Annotated in this window: 15 protein-coding genes; 6 read left to right on the top strand and 9 right to left on the bottom strand. The window is 56.2% G+C overall.

Features of this window, described 5'->3' with window-relative positions; all coding sequences use genetic code 11:
• The first annotated feature begins 79 nt into the window (after positions 1-79).
• The gene (locus KTH07_RS18005; protein ID WP_023304495.1) at positions 80-1,726 is read left to right on the top strand and encodes a dihydroxyacetone kinase subunit DhaK; all 1,647 of its coding nucleotides are present in this window, start codon (positions 80-82) and stop codon (positions 1,724-1,726) included.
• Between the two features lie 92 nt (positions 1,727-1,818).
• Here KTH07_RS18005 and KTH07_RS18000 read toward each other — a convergent pair whose 3' ends face one another.
• The 5 genes from KTH07_RS18000 to pepA form a co-directional block, all read right to left on the bottom strand.
• The gene (locus KTH07_RS18000; RefSeq protein WP_015571992.1) at positions 1,819-2,838 is read right to left on the bottom strand and encodes an NAD(P)-dependent alcohol dehydrogenase; all 1,020 of its coding nucleotides are present in this window, start codon (positions 2,836-2,838) and stop codon (positions 1,819-1,821) included.
• 83 nt (positions 2,839-2,921) lie between these two features.
• The gene (locus KTH07_RS17995) at positions 2,922-3,425 is read right to left on the bottom strand and encodes a GNAT family N-acetyltransferase (protein WP_003861887.1); all 504 of its coding nucleotides are present in this window, start codon (positions 3,423-3,425) and stop codon (positions 2,922-2,924) included.
• A 123-nt stretch (positions 3,426-3,548) separates the two neighbouring features.
• The gene (locus KTH07_RS17990; protein ID WP_017382726.1) at positions 3,549-6,404 is read right to left on the bottom strand and encodes a valine--tRNA ligase; all 2,856 of its coding nucleotides are present in this window, start codon (positions 6,402-6,404) and stop codon (positions 3,549-3,551) included.
• Positions 6,404-6,847 carry a DNA polymerase III subunit chi gene (holC, locus tag KTH07_RS17985; RefSeq protein ID WP_003861884.1) on the bottom strand — a complete coding sequence of 148 codons (444 nt, stop codon included), beginning with the start codon at positions 6,845-6,847 and terminating at the stop codon, positions 6,404-6,406. The genes KTH07_RS17990 and holC overlap by 1 nt, the downstream gene beginning before the upstream one ends.
• Before the next feature lie 118 nt (positions 6,848-6,965).
• Positions 6,966-8,477 carry a leucyl aminopeptidase gene (gene pepA / locus KTH07_RS17980; RefSeq protein ID WP_003861882.1) on the bottom strand — a complete coding sequence of 504 codons (1,512 nt, stop codon included), beginning with the start codon at positions 8,475-8,477 and terminating at the stop codon, positions 6,966-6,968.
• 265 nt (positions 8,478-8,742) lie between these two features.
• Here pepA and lptF point away from each other — a divergent pair, with 265 nt between their 5' ends.
• The 5 genes from lptF to mtgA all read left to right on the top strand — a co-directional run bounded on the left by lptF (position 8,743) and on the right by mtgA (position 15,004).
• Positions 8,743-9,843, top strand: a complete 1,101-nt coding sequence (gene lptF, locus KTH07_RS17975; RefSeq protein ID WP_003861881.1) for an LPS export ABC transporter permease LptF — start codon at positions 8,743-8,745, stop codon at positions 9,841-9,843.
• Positions 9,843-10,925 carry an LPS export ABC transporter permease LptG gene (gene lptG, locus KTH07_RS17970; RefSeq protein ID WP_001147540.1) on the top strand — a complete coding sequence of 361 codons (1,083 nt, stop codon included), beginning with the start codon at positions 9,843-9,845 and terminating at the stop codon, positions 10,923-10,925. Before lptF ends, lptG begins: the two co-directional genes overlap by 1 nt.
• Before the next feature lie 137 nt (positions 10,926-11,062).
• Positions 11,063-13,396: an aerobic respiration two-component sensor histidine kinase ArcB gene (gene arcB / locus KTH07_RS17965; protein ID WP_032618934.1), complete on the top strand. Its 2,334-nt coding sequence runs from the start codon at positions 11,063-11,065 to the stop codon at positions 13,394-13,396.
• Between the two features lie 232 nt (positions 13,397-13,628).
• On the top strand, positions 13,629-14,282 hold the full coding sequence (elbB, locus tag KTH07_RS17960) for an isoprenoid biosynthesis glyoxalase ElbB (RefSeq protein WP_015571987.1): 654 nt from the start codon (positions 13,629-13,631) through the stop codon (positions 14,280-14,282).
• On the top strand, positions 14,279-15,004 hold the full coding sequence (gene mtgA / locus KTH07_RS17955) for a monofunctional biosynthetic peptidoglycan transglycosylase (protein ID WP_015571986.1): 726 nt from the start codon (positions 14,279-14,281) through the stop codon (positions 15,002-15,004). Before elbB ends, mtgA begins: the two co-directional genes overlap by 4 nt.
• Positions 15,005-15,043: 39 nt before the next feature.
• On the opposite strand, the gene npr is transcribed toward mtgA, so the two are convergent.
• The 4 genes from npr to hpf all read right to left on the bottom strand — a co-directional run bounded on the left by npr (position 15,044) and on the right by hpf (position 17,074).
• Positions 15,044-15,316: a PTS phosphocarrier protein NPr gene (gene npr, locus KTH07_RS17950; RefSeq protein ID WP_003861872.1), complete on the bottom strand. Its 273-nt coding sequence runs from the start codon at positions 15,314-15,316 to the stop codon at positions 15,044-15,046.
• Positions 15,313-16,167 (bottom strand): RNase adapter RapZ, encoded by an 855-nt coding sequence (gene rapZ, locus KTH07_RS17945; protein WP_003861870.1) that lies wholly within the window; start codon positions 16,165-16,167, stop codon positions 15,313-15,315. The genes npr and rapZ overlap by 4 nt, the downstream gene beginning before the upstream one ends.
• A gap of 45 nt (positions 16,168-16,212) precedes the next feature.
• Positions 16,213-16,704: a PTS IIA-like nitrogen regulatory protein PtsN gene (ptsN, locus tag KTH07_RS17940; RefSeq protein ID WP_003861869.1), complete on the bottom strand. Its 492-nt coding sequence runs from the start codon at positions 16,702-16,704 to the stop codon at positions 16,213-16,215.
• Between the two features lie 82 nt (positions 16,705-16,786).
• Positions 16,787-17,074 (bottom strand): ribosome hibernation promoting factor, encoded by a 288-nt coding sequence (gene hpf / locus KTH07_RS17935; RefSeq protein WP_003861866.1) that lies wholly within the window; start codon positions 17,072-17,074, stop codon positions 16,787-16,789.
• Positions 17,075-17,090 lie beyond the last annotated feature (16 nt).

Below are 17,090 nucleotides of genomic sequence, written 5' to 3'. Positions count from 1 at the left end.
GCGTAAATTCCTCACTTTGCGGCGCATTATCCAGTGCGGACTATGCTTTTGCATACGGTAAACAAAATTTTGGGAAACTATGTCCAGATTCTTTTTTAACGACCGCAAACAGCTTGTCAACGATGCCATTGAAGGCATACTTCTCTCCGCGCCGCACGGTAATCTCGTCAAACTGGATATCGATCCGGCCATCCGCGTGGTGGCTCGCGGCGACTGGGATAAAAGCCGCGTGGCGGTGATCTCCGGTGGCGGCTCCGGCCATGAACCAGCACATGCCGGGTTCGTCGGTAAAGGCATGCTTACCGCAGCGGTGTGTGGCGATCTGTTCGCTTCCCCAAGCGTCGATGCGGTCCTCAATGCCATTGTGGCGGTGACGGGCGATCGTGGCTGCCTGCTGATTGTGAAAAACTACACCGGTGACCGGCTTAACTTTGGCCTGGCGGCGGAAAAAGCCAAACGCTACGGCCTGAAGGTCGAGATGGTTATCGTGGCGGATGATATCGCCCTACCGGATAACAAGCAGCCGCGTGGTATCGCGGGAACGGCGCTGGTGCATAAGATTGCGGGATATGCGGCAGAACAGGGGAAATCGCTAAACGACGTGCGGGATATTGCGCAACAGGCCTGCGATAACCTCTGGAGCCTGGGGGTTGCGATGCAAACCTGTAACCTGCCGGGTAGCGATGATGAAGAAGGACGCATCAGGCAAGGCCACGTGGAGCTGGGGCTGGGGATTCACGGCGAGCCGGGGGCATCGGTGGTGGATACGCAGAACAGCAGGGCGATTATCGATACGCTGGTGATGCCGCTAAAAGCCCAGGCGGGTGACGGGCGCTTTGCGGTGCTGATCAACAACCTCGGCGGCGTGTCAGCGCTGGAGATGGCTCTGCTCACCAAAGAGCTGGCGCATTCGGCGTTGAAAGAGAACATTGCGTATCTGATTGGCCCGGCGCCGCTGGTGAGTGCTCTGGATATGAAAGGCTTTTCGCTAACGCTGTTAAAGCTCAACGATTTCTTCGAGAAGGCGATTCACGCCGAGGTCGAGACGCTGGGCTGGCAGAAGCCCGTCGCGTTCGCGCCCCTGCGTACCGTCCCCCATAGCGCCCTTCATGATCGCGTGGAATATACCCCGTCGGACAATCCGCAGGTGAGCGAGGCCGTCGCCTCGGTAACGAAAACATTGATCCAGCTGGAAAATCGCCTTAACGCGCTGGATGCCAAAGTAGGCGATGGCGATACGGGCTCCACCTTTGCGCAAGGGGCGCGGGATATTGCGCAGCGACTTGAGGAGAACAACCTGCCCCTTAACGACGTGCCGACATTACTCCTGCTGGTTGGCGAGCGGCTGGCAACGGTAATGGGCGGATCGAGCGGCGTATTGATGTCGATCTTCTTCACTGCGGCAGGACAAAAGCTTCACGATGGACAGTCGCTACCTGAAGCATTGCTGAGCGGACTGGCGCAGATGAAGCAGTATGGCGGTGCAGATCTCGGCGATCGTACGCTGATCGATGCCCTGCAACCGGCGCTGGAGGCGTTACAGAAAGGCAATATTCAGGCGGCAGCGCAGGCCGCGCAGCAAGGGGCTGAAGCAACGGCGAAAATGGCGAAAGCCGGCGCGGGACGCTCGTCGTACGTGAATAAAGAGAATCTGGACGGGGTGATGGATCCGGGGGCGGTCGCGGTGGCGGAAGTGTTTAAGACCATGGTAGATGCAAAACGGTAACAACCGTTACCGTTTTTAGTGTTTGCGCCCTCTCCCTGTGGGAGAGGGTTGGGGTGAGGGCATCAGGCCGCACATTCCCCGGCAATCTCACATCAGAAATCCGCTTTCAACACCACGCGGTAGCGGGCTTTGCCGTCGCGCACGTGCTGGATCGCTTCGTTGATTTTTGACATCGGATACAGCTCGGTGGTTGGCGCCACTTTTGTGCGTCCGGCAAACTTCATCAGCTTGCGTAACTCATATGGTGTGCCGGTAGCAGAGCCGGATATGCTGCGATCGCCGCCGATCAGGGTAAACGCCGGAACCGGCAGCGGCTTCATCACCGCACCCACGGTGTGGAAGTTACCGCCGTAGGCCAGGGCTTCAAAGTACGGCTGCCAGTCGAGATCGACGTTGACGGTGTTGATGATCAGGTCAAACTGGCCTGCCAGAGCGGTGAGCGCCTGGGGATCGCGACTGTTCACCACTTTATCCGCACCCATCGCCAGCACTTCCTGCTCTTTCGCCGGGTTAGAGCTGAACGCCGTCACTTCACAGCCCATCGCGTGCAGCAGCTTGATGGCGATATGGCCCAGACCGCCAATCCCGATCACGCCCACGCGGCTGGTGGCGGTGACGTGATGCATCAGCAGCGGTTTAAAGACGGTGATACCGCCACACAGCAGCGGACCGGCGGATTCGATATCAATGCTGTCCGGCAGCGGGATAACCCATTGCCAGTCGGCGCGCAGCTTATCGGCGAAACCGCCCTTGTTCAGGATGGTCGGCGTAGCGCCCTCAAGGCAGTTGATCTGATTGCCGCTGATACAGGCGTCGCAGTGGCCGCAGCTGCGTGCCGTCCAGCCGATACCCACGCGCTGGCCCACTTTCAGCCCTTTGTCCTGCGCGGCGCTGCCGAGCGCCACGACGCGGCCAATGACTTCGTGCCCGGCCACCAGCGGATAGCTGGAGAAGCCCCATTCATTGTCGATCATCGAGAGATCTGAGTGGCAGATCCCGCAGTAATCAACCTGTACTTCGACGTCTTCCGCTTTTAGTTCGCCCGCATCGTACTCGTACAGCTCAAGTTCTGCACCCGCCTGCGGTGCGGCGTAGCTTTTTATCTTCGACATCGCATTTCCCCTGTTTTGGTGTGAACTGTGAGTGTAGAGCATTCAGTTTACAGACGCTTAACAGAAGACGGCAGGAACAAAACTTACAGACTTTTCAGCATCCTGACTTCGCAGTCCACGTGGCCCGTGCAGCCCAGTGGCGCATCGATATGCTCAAAGCCGAGATGTTCATACAGGCCAATGGCCTCTTTAAGGAAAGCGGTGGTTTCAAGGTAGCAACGTTTAAAGCCCTGTGAGCGTGCATGTTCCAGGGCGACCAGCGCCAGCTTTTTCGCCAGGCCTTGTCCGCGTATCGTTGGCAGGAAATACATTTTCTGGAGTTCACAGATATCCGGCTCGCTGCAAAGCAGTGGGGCAATGCCGCCGCCGCCCACGACCTGGCCGTCCTGCTCGATGACCCAGTAGGCATGACCCGGCTGGCTGTACAGCTGAAAAAGTTCGTCCAGATTTGGGTCGGCCACGGTGTAGCCTTTGTCGGCGGTCAGGCCATATTCGGCAGAAACCGTGCGGATAACGGCGGCGATAGCCGGGTTGTCCTGCTCAGTGATCCGACGCATTGTCGTCGCGACGGGGGTAATCACGCTCATAGCATTACTCATGACAAAAATTGACACACAACTGCTGTTAATAGCACCGCAGAAAGGGGAGTGCAAGCGAGGAGTTTTCAGGAAGGATACCCCTTACGCCCTGAAGCGTAAGGGGTAAAAGCATTACAGCGCCGCGATAACCGCCTGCTGCTCGATCAGTTTGGTCTTCGCATCGGCGAAGGCAACCAGACGCTCACGCTCTTTGGCGATGACCGCTTCCGGCGCGCGGGCCACAAAGCCCTCGTTCGCCAGTTTGCTTTCGATTTTGCCAATTTCCACGTCGACTTTCGCCACTTCTTTCGCCAGACGCGCCAGCTCCGCATCTTTGTCGATCAGGCCCGCCATCGGGATCAGCAGCTCCGCGCCGTCGATGATTTTGGTCACGGAAACCGGACCTTTGTCATCGGCAGGCAGCACGGTGATGCTTTCCAGACGCGCCATGGTTTTCAGGAAGGTGTTGTTCTCGGTGACGCGACGAACGGCAGCTTCGCTGCAACCGCGCAGCAGCAGCTCCAGTGGTTTACCCGGAGCGATGTTCATTTCCGCGCGGATGTTACGTACCGCAACGATCGCCTGTTTCAGCCACTCGGTATCCGCAGATGCGGCTTCATCCACTTTCGCGGCGTCGAATGCCGGGAACGGCTGGAGCATGATGGTATCGGCATTAATACCGGCAATCACCTTCACGCGCTGCCAGATGGTTTCGGTGATGAATGGAATGATCGGGTGCGCAAGGCGCAGCAGACCTTCCAGAACGGTAATCAGCGTATTACGCGTGCCGCGCAGTTCCGCTTCAGAACCGCCGTTCATGACCGGCTTCGCCAGCTCCAGATACCAGTCACAGAACTGGTTCCAGGTGAATTCGTACAGGATGCCTGCCGCGATGTCGAAGCGGTAGCTGTCCAGCGCGTCGCGGAACGCTTTCACCGTCTGGTTAAATTCCGCCAGGATCCAGCGGTCTGCCAGAGACAGGGTCATTTCGCCGCCGTTAAAGCCGCAATCCTGATCTTCGGTGTTCATCAGCACGAAGCGGCTGGCGTTCCACAGCTTGTTACAGAAGTTACGGTAACCTTCCAGACGCTTCATATCCCAGTTGATGTCACGACCGGTGGAGGCCAGCGCCGCCAGGGTGAAGCGCAGGGCGTCGGTACCGTGAGATTCGATCCCGTTCGGGAACTGCTTCTCGGTACGCTTGCGGATTTTCTCCGCCAGCTGCGGCTGCATCATGTTGCCGGTACGTTTTTCCAGCAGCTCTTCCAGAGAGATACCGTCCACCATATCCAGCGGGTCGATAACGTTACCCTTGGATTTGGACATCTTCTGGCCTTCGTCGTCGCGGATCAGGCCGGTCATGTAGACGGTATGGAACGGAACCTGCGGCTTGCCGTCTTCGTCTTTGATGAAGTGCATGGTCATCATGATCATGCGGGCGATCCAGAAGAAGATGATGTCGAAGCCGGATACCATCACGCTGGTTGGATGGAACTGACGCAGCGCGTCGGTGTTTTCCGGCCAGCCGAGGGTAGAGAAGGTCCACAGTGCGGAGGAGAACCAGGTATCCAGCACGTCTTCGTCCTGGCGCAGGGCAACGTCAGCGCCCAGGTTGTTTTCCTGACGCACTTCCTCTTCGGTGCGGCCAACGTAGACATTGCCTTCGTTGTCGTACCACGCCGGGATACGGTGACCCCACCACAGCTGACGGGAAATACACCAGTCCTGAATATCGCGCATCCAGGAGAAGTACATGTTTTCGTACTGCTTCGGCACGAACTGGATGCTGCCGTTCTCAACCGCTTCAACAGCCGGTTTCGCCAGCACGTCGGCACGCACGTACCACTGGTCGGTCAGCATTGGCTCGATAACCACGCCGCCACGGTCGCCGTACGGCACGGTCAGATCGTGAGGTTTAATCTCTTCCAGCAGGCCGAGTGCGTCAACGGCGGCTACGATGGCTTTACGCGCGGCAAAGCGCTCCAGCTTCTGGAACTCAGCCGGGATGTCGCTGGAATAAACGTCGGATTCGTTGCCTTTGGTGTCATACACTTCTGCGCTTTCGCGGATATCGCCGTCGAAGGTCAGAATGTTGATCATCGGAAGTTGATGACGACGACCGACTTCATAGTCGTTGAAGTCATGCGCCGGGGTGATTTTCACGCAGCCGGTGCCTTTTTCCATGTCGGCGTGTTCGTCGCCCACAATCGGAATACGGCGGTTCACCAGCGGCAGCACCACGAATTTGCCGATCAGATCTTTATAACGCGGATCTTCCGGGTTAACGGCCACGCCGGTATCGCCCAGCAGGGTTTCCGGACGGGTGGTCGCCACCACCAGGTAATCTTTACCGTCGGCGGTTTTTGCGCCGTCAGCCAGCGGATAGCGGATGTGCCACATGGAGCCTTTAGACTCGCGGTTTTCCACTTCCAGGTCAGAGATGGCGGTGCGCAGTTTCGGGTCCCAGTTGACCAGGCGCTTGCCACGATAAATCAGGTCTTCTTTGTACAGGCGCACAAAGACTTCTTTCACGGCGTTGGACAGGCCTTCATCCATGGTGAAGCGCTCGCGCTCCCAGTCTACGGAGTTGCCGAGACGGCGCATCTGACGGGTAATGGTGCCGCCGGATTCTGCCTTCCACTGCCAGATTTTGTCGATGAACGCGTCGCGACCGTAGTCGTGGCGGGTTTTACCCTCTTCAGCGGCAATTTTACGCTCAACCACCATCTGGGTCGCGATACCCGCGTGGTCAGTCCCCGCCTGCCACAGGGTATTTTTGCCCTGCATGCGCTGGTAGCGGATCATGGTATCCATGATGGTCTGCTGGAAAGCATGCCCCATATGCAAACTGCCGGTGACGTTCGGCGGCGGGATCATGATGCAGAAGGACTCTTTGCTTTCGTCGCCGTTAGGCTTGAAATAGCCCTGCTGTTCCCAGTGCTCGTAAAGCGGCTGTTCGATATCGCGTGGGTTATATGTCTTTTCCATTATTTCCAGGTTGCCGTATTCAGGTTAAAACCGGCCAGGCGGTACGCTTTGTAGCGTTCGCGCGCCAGTTGTTTCAAAGATTCTTCGTAAGGGACAAAGTCTACCACTTCTGTGAAAGCGGTGGCAAAATCTGCAAAGTCTGTCCGCAGGCTAATGAGAATGTCGCGCGCGCTGCTGTTGCGTTTTTGCGGCCAGGCAATCTCCACCGGTGCCCCGCCGCGTGGACCTTCGCCCGACAGGTTATGCGGAACAAAACTCTCCGGCGGGCGCGCCCATAGCGCTTCATCCAGGCGAATCGCCTGCTGCTCATCTTCACAGGCAATCAGGACGCGTTTACCTGCGCGCCAACGTTCTGCGGCAATTTCACACACCAGCTGTTCAACGGCGCTGAGGCCATCCTGATGGGTGTCATTGTCCAGAAGGTAGAACGTTGCATTCTTCATATATGGGGCTTCTTGTCGTGGATTTAAATGCAAAGCCGGGTGGCGCTTCGCTTACCCGGCCTACGGTTGAGTGATGCTGTAGGCCGGGTAAGGCGAAGCCGCCACCCGGCGTTTTTCATCACTCGTCGCCGTTAAAACCCGCACGGTTGAGCAGGAACTGCGACAGCAGCGCCACCGGACGTCCGGTCGCGCCTTTGGCTTTACCGGAGCGCCATGCGGTCCCCGCGATGTCCAGGTGCGCCCAGTTGTACTTGCGGGTAAAGCGCGCCAGGAAGCAGCCCGCGGTAATAGCTCCGCCAGGACGACCGCCGATGTTCGCCATGTCTGCGAAGTTAGACTCCAGCTGTTCCTGGAACTCGTCCCCCAGCGGCAGACGCCACGCGCGGTCGCCGGCCTGCTCGGACGCGCCGATCAGCTCATGCGCCAGCGGGTTGTGGTTCGACATCAGGCCGGTGATGTGATGGCCCAGCGCGATCACGCAGGCGCCGGTCAGGGTAGCCACGTCGATAACCGCTTCAGGTTCGAAACGCTCAACGTAGGTCAGCACGTCACACAGCACCAGACGGCCTTCGGCGTCGGTGTTCAGCACCTCAACGGTCTGGCCGGACATGGTGGTCAGCACATCACCCGGACGATAAGCGCGGCCGCCAGGCATGTTTTCGCAGCCCGCCAGCACGCCGATCACGTTGATGGGCAACTGAAGTTCCGCGACCATGCGCATGACGCCGTAAACCGCCGCCGCGCCGCACATGTCGTACTTCATCTCATCCATGCCTTCTGAAGGCTTGATGGAGATACCGCCGGAGTCGAAGGTCAGCCCTTTACCGACGAGCACGATGGGTCGCGCATCTTCTGACGGATTGCCCTTGTACTCAATGACCGACATCAGGGATTCGTTCTGGGAGCCGTTACCGACCGCCAGATAAGAGTGCATCCCCAGCTCTTTCATCTGCTGTTCGCCGATAACGCGGGTGATGACGTTCTTGCTGTACGCGTCAGCCAGCTGGCGCGCCTGAGATGCCAGGTACGCGGCGTTACAGATGTTTGGCGGCATATTGCCAAGATCTTTTGCCGCTTTAATACCGGCGGCAATGGCCAGACCGTGCTGAATGGCGCGCTCGCCGCTGGTCAGCTCGCGACGGGTTGGCACGTTAAAGACCATTTTACGCAGCGGGCGACGCGGCTCGCTTTTGGTGGTTTTCAGCTGATCAAAGCTGTAGAGGCTCTCTTTTGCGGTTTCGACGGCCTGGCGCACTTTCCAGTACGTGTTGCGGCCCTTAACGTGCAGCTCCGTCAGGAAGCAGACGGCTTCCATCGAACCAGTATCATTCAGTGTATTAATGGTTTTCTGAATAACCTGCTTGTACTGGCGCTCATCAAGCTCACGTTCTTTACCACAGCCAATCAGCAGAATACGCTCGGACAGGACGTTCGGAACATGGTGCAGCAACAAGGTCTGCCCTGGTTTGCCTTCCAGTTCGCCACGGCGCAGCAGGGCGCTGATATAACCGTCGCTGATTTTATCGAGTTGCTCGGCGATCGGGGAGAGTCGGCGTGGTTCAAAGACGCCCACAACGATGCAGGCACTCCGCTGTTTCTCCGGGCTACCGCTTTTTACACTGAACTCCATGCACTACGCTCCTGAATCTTAAAGACAACGGCGGCGGCTACGGATAGAATTGAAACCTTTCGTAACTCATGTCCGCCGTTGTGGTGACTTCGTGTTAATCTTACGTTACTACGGTTTCGACACGTCAATAAATGTCATGAAGCGCGAATCCGCCGGGTTTTTTAATCTTAGCGATGATTTCGACGACTCAAGAGAATAAATGACGTTTAAGCCATGAAACAAGCTAAATTCCTGCATAAGACGAGTTTTAACGGGCGTATTTAAAGTGATAATCATAAGATATCTGGTTCGGGAGACGCTGAAGAGCCAACTGGCGATCCTCTTTATCCTCCTTCTGATCTTTTTCTGTCAGAAGCTGGTCAGGATCCTCGGCGCGGCGGTTGATGGCGAAATCCCAACGAATCTGGTGCTTTCCCTGCTCGGGCTTGGCGTGCCGGAAATGGCGCAGCTTATCCTGCCGTTAAGCCTGTTCCTTGGTCTGCTGATGACCCTGGGTAAGCTCTATACCGAAAGTGAAATCACCGTGATGCATGCCTGCGGCCTCAGTAAAGCCGTACTGGTAAAAGCAGCCATGGTGTTGGCGCTGTTTACGGGCATTGTTGCCGCGGTTAACGTCATGTGGGCGGGGCCGACCTCCTCTCGTCATCAGGATGAGGTGCTGGCGGAAGCAAAAGCTAACCCGGGGCTGGCGGCGCTGGCGCAGGGGCAGTTCCAGCAGGCGACCGACGGTAACTCCGTGCTGTTTATCGAAAGCGTCGATGGCAACCGCTTCAATGACGTGTTTCTTGCTCAACTGCGCCCGAAAGGTAACGCCCGGCCTTCTGTGGTGGTGGCGGACTCCGGTCAGCTGTCTCAGCGTAAAGACGGCTCTCAGGTTGTCACGCTGAACAAAGGAACGCGTTTCGAAGGCACGGCTATGCTGCGCGACTTCCGTATTACCGATTTTCAGAACTACCAGGCCATCATTGGCCATCAGGCCGTCGCGCTCGATCCCACGGATACTGAGCAGATGGATATGCGCACCTTAATGAATACCGATACCGATCGTGCGCGTGCTGAACTGCACTGGCGTATCACGCTGGTCTTCACCGTATTTATGATGGCGCTGATGGTGGTTCCGCTGAGCGTGGTAAACCCGCGCCAGGGCCGCGTGCTGTCGATGCTGCCAGCGATGCTGCTGTATCTGGTGTTCTTCCTGCTGCAAACCTCAATCAAGTCTAACGGCGGGAAAGGAAAAATTGACCCGATGATCTGGACCTGGGTCGTGAATGGTTTGTATCTGCTGCTGGCAGTCGGACTCAACTTGTGGGACACGGTGCCTGTGCGTCGTCTTCGTGCCCGGTTTACGCGTAAAGGAGCCATCTAATGCAGGCGTTTGGCGTACTTGACCGCTATATCGGTAAAACGATTTTCACCACCATCATGATGACCCTGTTCATGCTGGTGTCGCTCTCGGGCATTATCAAATTTGTAGACCAGTTGAAAAAAGCCGGGCAGGGGAGTTACGACGCGTTGGGCGCCGGGATGTATACCCTGCTCAGCGTACCAAAAGATGTGCAGATCTTCTTCCCGATGGCGGCCCTGTTGGGGGCGCTGCTGGGCCTGGGGATGCTGGCTCAGCGTAGCGAGCTGGTGGTTATGCAGGCATCGGGTTTTACCCGTATGCAGGTTGCGCTGTCGGTGATGAAAACCGCGATCCCGCTGGTGCTGTTGACCATGGCGATTGGCGAATGGGTCGCGCCGCAGGGCGAACAGATGGCGCGTAACTACCGTGCTCAGGCTATGTACGGCGGTTCACTGCTCTCCACGCAGCAGGGATTATGGGCGAAAGATGGTCAGAACTTTGTCTATATCGAACGCGTGAAAGGGGACGATGAACTGGGCGGCGTGAGTATCTATGCCTTCAATAACGATCGTCGTTTACAGTCGGTGCGTTATGCCGCCTCCGCTAAATTTGATGCGAACAACAAGCTTTGGCGGTTATCCCAGGTTGATGAATCTGACCTGACGAACCCGAAACAGATCACCGGTTCGCAGACCGTTAGCGGTACCTGGAAAACCAACCTGACGCCGGACAAGCTTGGGGTGGTAGCGCTCGATCCCGATGCGCTCTCCATCAGCGGTCTGCATAATTACGTGAAGTATCTGAAATCGAGCGGACAGGATGCGGGGCGTTACCAGCTCAACATGTGGAGCAAAATCTTCCAGCCGCTGTCCGTGGCCGTGATGATGCTGATGGCGCTATCGTTCATCTTTGGACCGCTGCGTAGCGTGCCAATGGGGGTTCGCGTGGTAACCGGTATCAGCTTTGGTTTTGTGTTCTACGTCCTCGATCAGATTTTCGGTCCGCTGACGCTGGTGTATGGCATTCCGCCAATTATCGGCGCACTGTTGCCGAGCGCCAGTTTCTTCCTGATCAGCCTCTGGATGCTGCTAAAACGCTCCTGATAAACCTTCTTCCTCGCTCCCGGTTGCCCGGGGGCGAGGCTAATCTCCTGTTTCACCCCGCACTTTTTCTCACAACCTTCAACGCCTCGCCGTGAATTTGAGTATTATTGAGCGATAAAGTCGTGAAGGGATCCTCTATGAAGCAAATTCGAATGCTGGCCCAGTACTACGTCGACCTGATGATGAAGCTCGGGCTGGTGCGTTTTTCCATGCTGCTGGCGCTGGCGCTGGTCGTTCTGGCCATCGTCGTGCAAATGGCCGTGACCATGGTTCTGCATGGTCAGGTCGAGAGCATCGACGTGATCCGCTCTATTTTCTTTGGCCTGCTGATTACCCCATGGGCGGTCTATTTTCTCTCCGTGGTGGTTGAGCAACTGGAAGAGTCCCGACAGCGTTTATCGAAACTGGTGGATAAGCTGGAAGAGATGCGCGAGCGCGATCTCAAACTCAACGTTCAGCTCAAGGACAACATTGCCCAGCTGAATCAGGAAATTTCAGACCGTGAGAAGGCGGAAGCCGAGCGTCAGACCACGCTTGAGCAGCTAAAAGTTGAGATGAAAGAGCGTGAAGTGACGCAGATCCAGCTTGAACAGCAATCCTCTTTCCTGCGCTCGTTCCTCGATGCGTCGCCGGATCTGGTGTTCTACCGTAATGAAGATAAAGAGTTCTCCGGCTGTAACCGGGCCATGGAACTGTTGACCGGGAAAAGCGAAAAGCAGCTGATCCACCTGAAACCTCAGGATGTCTATTCCGAAGAGGCGGCAGCAAAAGTGATGGAGACGGATGAAAAGGTCTTCCGCCATAACGTTTCGCTGACCTATGAGCAGTGGCTGGACTATCCTGACGGGCGCAAAGCCTGCTTTGAGATCCGCAAAGTGCCTTATTACGACCGGGTGGGGAAACGTCATGGTCTGATGGGCTTTGGCCGCGATATCACCGAGCGTAAGCGCTATCAGGATGCGCTGGAGCGCGCCAGCCGGGATAAAACCACCTTCATCTCCACCATCAGCCATGAACTGCGCACCCCGCTGAATGGCATTGTGGGGCTGAGCCGCATTCTGCTGGATACCGAGCTGACCAGCGAGCAGGAAAAATACCTGAAAACGATCCACGTCTCGGCGGTCACGCTGGGCAATATCTTCAATGATATTATCGACATGGATAAGATGGAACGCCGTAAAGTTCAGCTCGACAACCAGCCGGTTGATTTTACCGGTTTCCTCGCGGACCTGGAAAACCTGTCAGGTTTACAGGCTCAGCAAAAAGGGTTGAGCTTTGTGATGGAGCCAACGCTGCCGTTGCCGCATAAAGTGGTGACGGACGGCACACGTCTGCGGCAGATCCTGTGGAACCTCATCAGCAACGCCGTGAAGTTTACCCAGAAGGGGCAGGTTGCGGTGCGCATTCGCTATGACGAAGGCGACATGCTGCACTTTGAAGTTGAGGACTCGGGTATCGGCATTCCTCAAGAGGAACAGGATAAGATCTTCGCCATGTATTATCAGGTTAAAGACAGCCACGGCGGTAAACCGGCGACCGGTACGGGCATTGGACTGGCGGTGTCGAAACGTCTGGCGAAAAGTATGGGCGGGGATATCACCGTTGCCAGCCAGCCGGGTAAAGGCTCCACCTTTACGCTTACCGTCCACGCGCCTGCCGTGGCGGAAGAGGTGGATGATACGTTTGAGAACGACGATATGCCGCTGCCAGCCCTGCACGTTCTGCTGGTGGAAGATATTGAGCTGAACGTCATTGTCGCTCGGTCGGTACTGGAAAAACTCGGTAACAGCGTGGATGTGGCGATGACCGGGAAAGCCGCGCTGGAGATGTTCACGCCGGGCGAGTATGACCTGGTGCTGCTCGATATTCAGCTACCGGACATGACCGGGCTGGATATCTCCCGCGAGCTGACGCGCAAATATGCTCCTGACGAGCTGCCGCCGCTGGTGGCGTTGACCGCAAACGTGTTGAAAGATAAAAAAGAGTATCTCGAGGCCGGTATGGACGATGTGCTCAGCAAGCCGCTGGCGGTACCCGCCCTGACGGCGATGATCAAGAAGTTCTGGGATACCTGTGATGAAGAGGAGAGCACCATGACGTCTGTTGATAGCGCTAAAGCCCAAACGATACTGGATACCGCCATGCTGGAGCAGTATATCGATCTGGTGGGACCAAAACTGATCACCGATGGCCTCGCCGTGTTCGAAAAAATGATGCCGGGCTATCTGAACGTGCTCGAATCCAACCTGACGGCGCGTGACCAGAAGGGCATCGTCGAAGAGGGACATAAAATCAAAGGCGCGGCAGGATCTGTCGGGTTACGCCATCTCCAGCAGCTGGGCCAACAGATTCAGTCTCCTGATTTACCTGCCTGGGAAGATAACGTAGGTGATTGGGTCGAAGAGATGAAACAAGAGTGGCAAAACGATGTGGCAGTGCTGAAAGCCTGGGTGGACGCCAGAAAAAAATGACCCCGGCTATACCGGGGTGCGCGAATACTGCGCCAACACCAGGGAAATCGTGGCTGCGCCTGATTTTTATGGGTTGTTTTCGCATGGACGCCGCCTGAAAATTGAGGCCGCACGCAGATAAGATAGCAAATCTTAAACAGTTTGTTACATGAATCAGTGAAATGTGTGAAGCATAGCGTTTTAATCAGAATTTTTAATGTGCTTCAGCGAGTTGCATAGAAGGATCGTCAGAATGAAAAAGATTGGTGTCGTGCTGAGCGGATGTGGTGTTTACGATGGTTCAGAGATACATGAAACCGTATTAACGCTGCTGGCATTATCGCGCCAGGGGGCAGACGTTATCTGCTTCGCCCCGGATAAAACCCAGGCAGACGTGATTAATCATCTCACCGGCGAGCCAATGGCGGAAAGCCGTAACGTGCTGATTGAAGCGGCGCGTATTGTGCGCGGCGATATTCACCCGCTGGCACAGGCCGATGCCGCTGAACTTGATGCGCTCATCGTGCCGGGCGGTTTTGGCGCGGCGAAAAACCTGAGCACGTTTGCAACGGAAGGCACGGCGTGTCATGTCGATCCCGATTTGAAAGCGCTATCGCTGGCGATGCATGCGGCAGGTAAGCCGCAGGGCTTTATCTGCATTGCGCCGGCCATGCTGCCGAAGATTTTTGATTTCCCGCTGCGGCTCACGATCGGAACCGACATTGATACCGCTGAGATTGTCGAGGATATGGGCGGCGAACACGTGCCATGTCCGGTAGACGACATTGTGGTGGACGAGGACAACAAGATCATCACCACGCCAGCGTATATGCTGGCGCAGAACATCGCCGAGGCTGCCGCAGGCATTGAAAAGCTGGTGGACAGAGTGCTGGTCCTGACCGAATGAGTCGTAAATTCTCCCCCGGCGGGTGGTTAAAACGGATCCTGCTGCGTATTGTGCTGGTCCTGGCTGTGTTCTGGGGCGGCGGTATTGCGCTGTTCAGCATCCTGCCCGTCCCGTTCTCGGCCGTGATGGCAGAGCGGCAGATTAGCGCCTGGCTCTCTGGGGATTTTGGCTATGTTGCCCATTCTGACTGGGTCAGCATGGATGCAATCTCGCCGTGGATGGGGCTGGCGGTCATTGCGGCAGAAGATCAGAAATTCCCGGAGCACTGGGGTTTTGACGTGGCGGCTATCGAGAAGGCGCTGGATCATAATGAACGTCATGAAAACCGCGTCCGCGGCGCATCGACGCTTTCTCAGCAGACGGTAAAAAACCTGTTCTTATGGGACGGTCGCAGCTGGGTGAGAAAAGGGCTGGAGGCCGGGCTGACGCTGGGCGTCGAGACGGTGTGGAGCAAAAAACGCATTTTAACCGTCTACCTGAATATCGCGGAATTTGGTGACGGCGTATTTGGTGTCGAAGCGGCATCGCAGCGCTATTTTGGCAAGCCCGCCAGCAGGCTGACTATGTCCGAAGCGGCACTGCTTGCCGCCGTGCTGCCGAACCCGCTGCGTTTTAAGGCCAGCGCCCCGTCAGGCTACGTGCGAAGCCGCCAGGCGTGGATTATGCGCCAGATGCGTCAGCTGGGTGGGGAAGGGTTTATGGAGCGAAATAATCTTAGGTAGGGCGGGTAAGCGCAGCGCTACCCGCCGACATGGCGAACGTTAGTCTTCGTCAAACCCGGCGTTGAACAGGGCAATCACTGCCGCCAGCGCTTCTTCTTCCTGCGGGCCGGTGGCTTCAACTTCAATCTGACGGCCTTTGGCAGAATCCAGCATCAGTAGCGCAATCACGCTGTTGGCTTCTGCCTCGGTTCCCTCGTCGTTGCGCAGCAGCACCTCAGCATCAAAACCCTGCATCAGTTCAAACAGCTTCATCGCCGGGCGCGCATGCATGCCCAGCTTGTTGGTGATTTCGACGGTCTGTTTTACGGTCATGTTTTGCGTTTTTCCAGCGTGCGATGACGGGACTGAACGTTCTTCCCGCGTGAGCGGAAGTAATCGGCCAGCTGTTCGGCAATGTAGACCGAACGATGTTTACCGCCGGTACAGCCAATCGCCACCGTCAGGTAGCTGCGATTGTTTGTTTCCAGCATAGGTAACCATAGCTCAAGGTAGCTTCGCGTCTGGTAGATAAAATTGTGTACTTCTGTGTGTCTGTCGAGGAACGCTGCCACCGGCTTATCCAGACCGGTCATCGGACGCAGTTTCGGATCCCAGTGTGGGTTCGGCAGGAAACGCACATCAAAAACGTAATCCGCATCGATAGGTATGCCGTGCTTAAAGCCGAAGGATTCAAACACCATCGTCAGTTCGCGCTCGCGCTTGCCGAGTAAGCGCGTACGCAGCATTTCCGCCAGCTCGTGGACGGACATTTCGGAAGTGTCGACAATCAGGTCGGCCCGGGAACGCAGCGGCTCAAGCAGATCGCTCTCTTTATCGATGGCGCTTTCCAGCGAAAGATTTTTACTGGAGAGCGGATGCAAACGACGTGTATCGCTGTAGCGACGGATCAGCGTGTTGCGGTCAGCATCCAGGAACAAGAGCTGAGGCGAGAAGCATTCCGGCAGGCTGTTCATTGCCTGCTCGAAGATTTCCGGCGATTCCGGCATGTTACGCACGTCGATACTGACGGCGGCAGAGATTTGCCTGTCCGCCAGCGTCCGCGCCAGATCGGGTAACAACACTACCGGCAGGTTATCTACACAGTAAAATCCCATGTCTTCCAGCGCGCGCAGGGCCACGGACTTCCCGGACCCCGAACGACCGCTGACGATCATCAGCACCATGTTCCGTTTCTCCTCAGGGCAGCCGTACTGAAGGCCCTTTCCCGATTATGCCTCATCCTGATTGCCTTCTGCTTCAGTGATAATTTGATAAAGCTCTTCATCACTTTGGGCTGAGCGCAGTCGACGACAAATGGTTTTATCCGCCAGACGTTTGGCAACCAGCGACAGCGTGTGCAGGTGGGTTTTGGTCTGATCGGCAGGAACCAGCAGCGCGAAAAGCAGATCCACAGGCTGGTTATCGATGGCGTCAAAAGCGATAGGCGTTTCCAGTTGCACAAACACCCCCACGGCACGCAGCGTATCTTCTTCCAGCTTGCCATGCGGGATCGCAATGCCATTGCCGATGCCGGTACTGCCCATTTTTTCACGGGTCAGAATGGCTTCAAACACGATCTGCGGCGGCAGACCCAGCTGTTTTGCGGCCAGCTCACTGATGATTTCCAGCGCACGTTTTTTGCTCTGGCAGTGAACGCCACTGCGGGTACAATCCTGGTTAAGGACATTGCTCAGTTGAAGAGCGGAATCGTTGTTTATCATAATTTCACCTAAGCGCTAACTGTACAAATGGCCTGTTGTGTTTCACAACAGGCCGTCCTGCACCCGTTAACTGCCCGGACAATTAGTGTTGTTTCAGTTTATCTTTATGTTTATTGAGCTGTCTCGCAAGCTTATCAATCAAGCCGTCGATAGCCGCGTACATGTCTTGCCCTTCCGCACTGGCATGGAGTTCCCCTCCGTTGACGTGCAGGGTCGCATCCGAGATATGCGTCACTTTCTCCACTTTCAACACAACATAGACCTGGTTGATCCTCTCGAAATACTGCTCGAGTTTCGCAAACTTAGTGTTTACAAAATCGCGTAAAGCCTCAGTAATCTCGACGTTATGTCCGGTGATATTGAGCTGCATAGTGTCTTCCTTATCG

Source organism: Enterobacter cloacae complex sp. ECL72, from assembly GCF_019056635.1.
Lineage (GTDB): Bacteria > Pseudomonadota > Gammaproteobacteria > Enterobacterales > Enterobacteriaceae > Enterobacter > Enterobacter hormaechei_C.
Note: the sequence above shows the minus strand (reverse complement) of the source record. Positions and strands in the feature narration are given on the sequence as shown.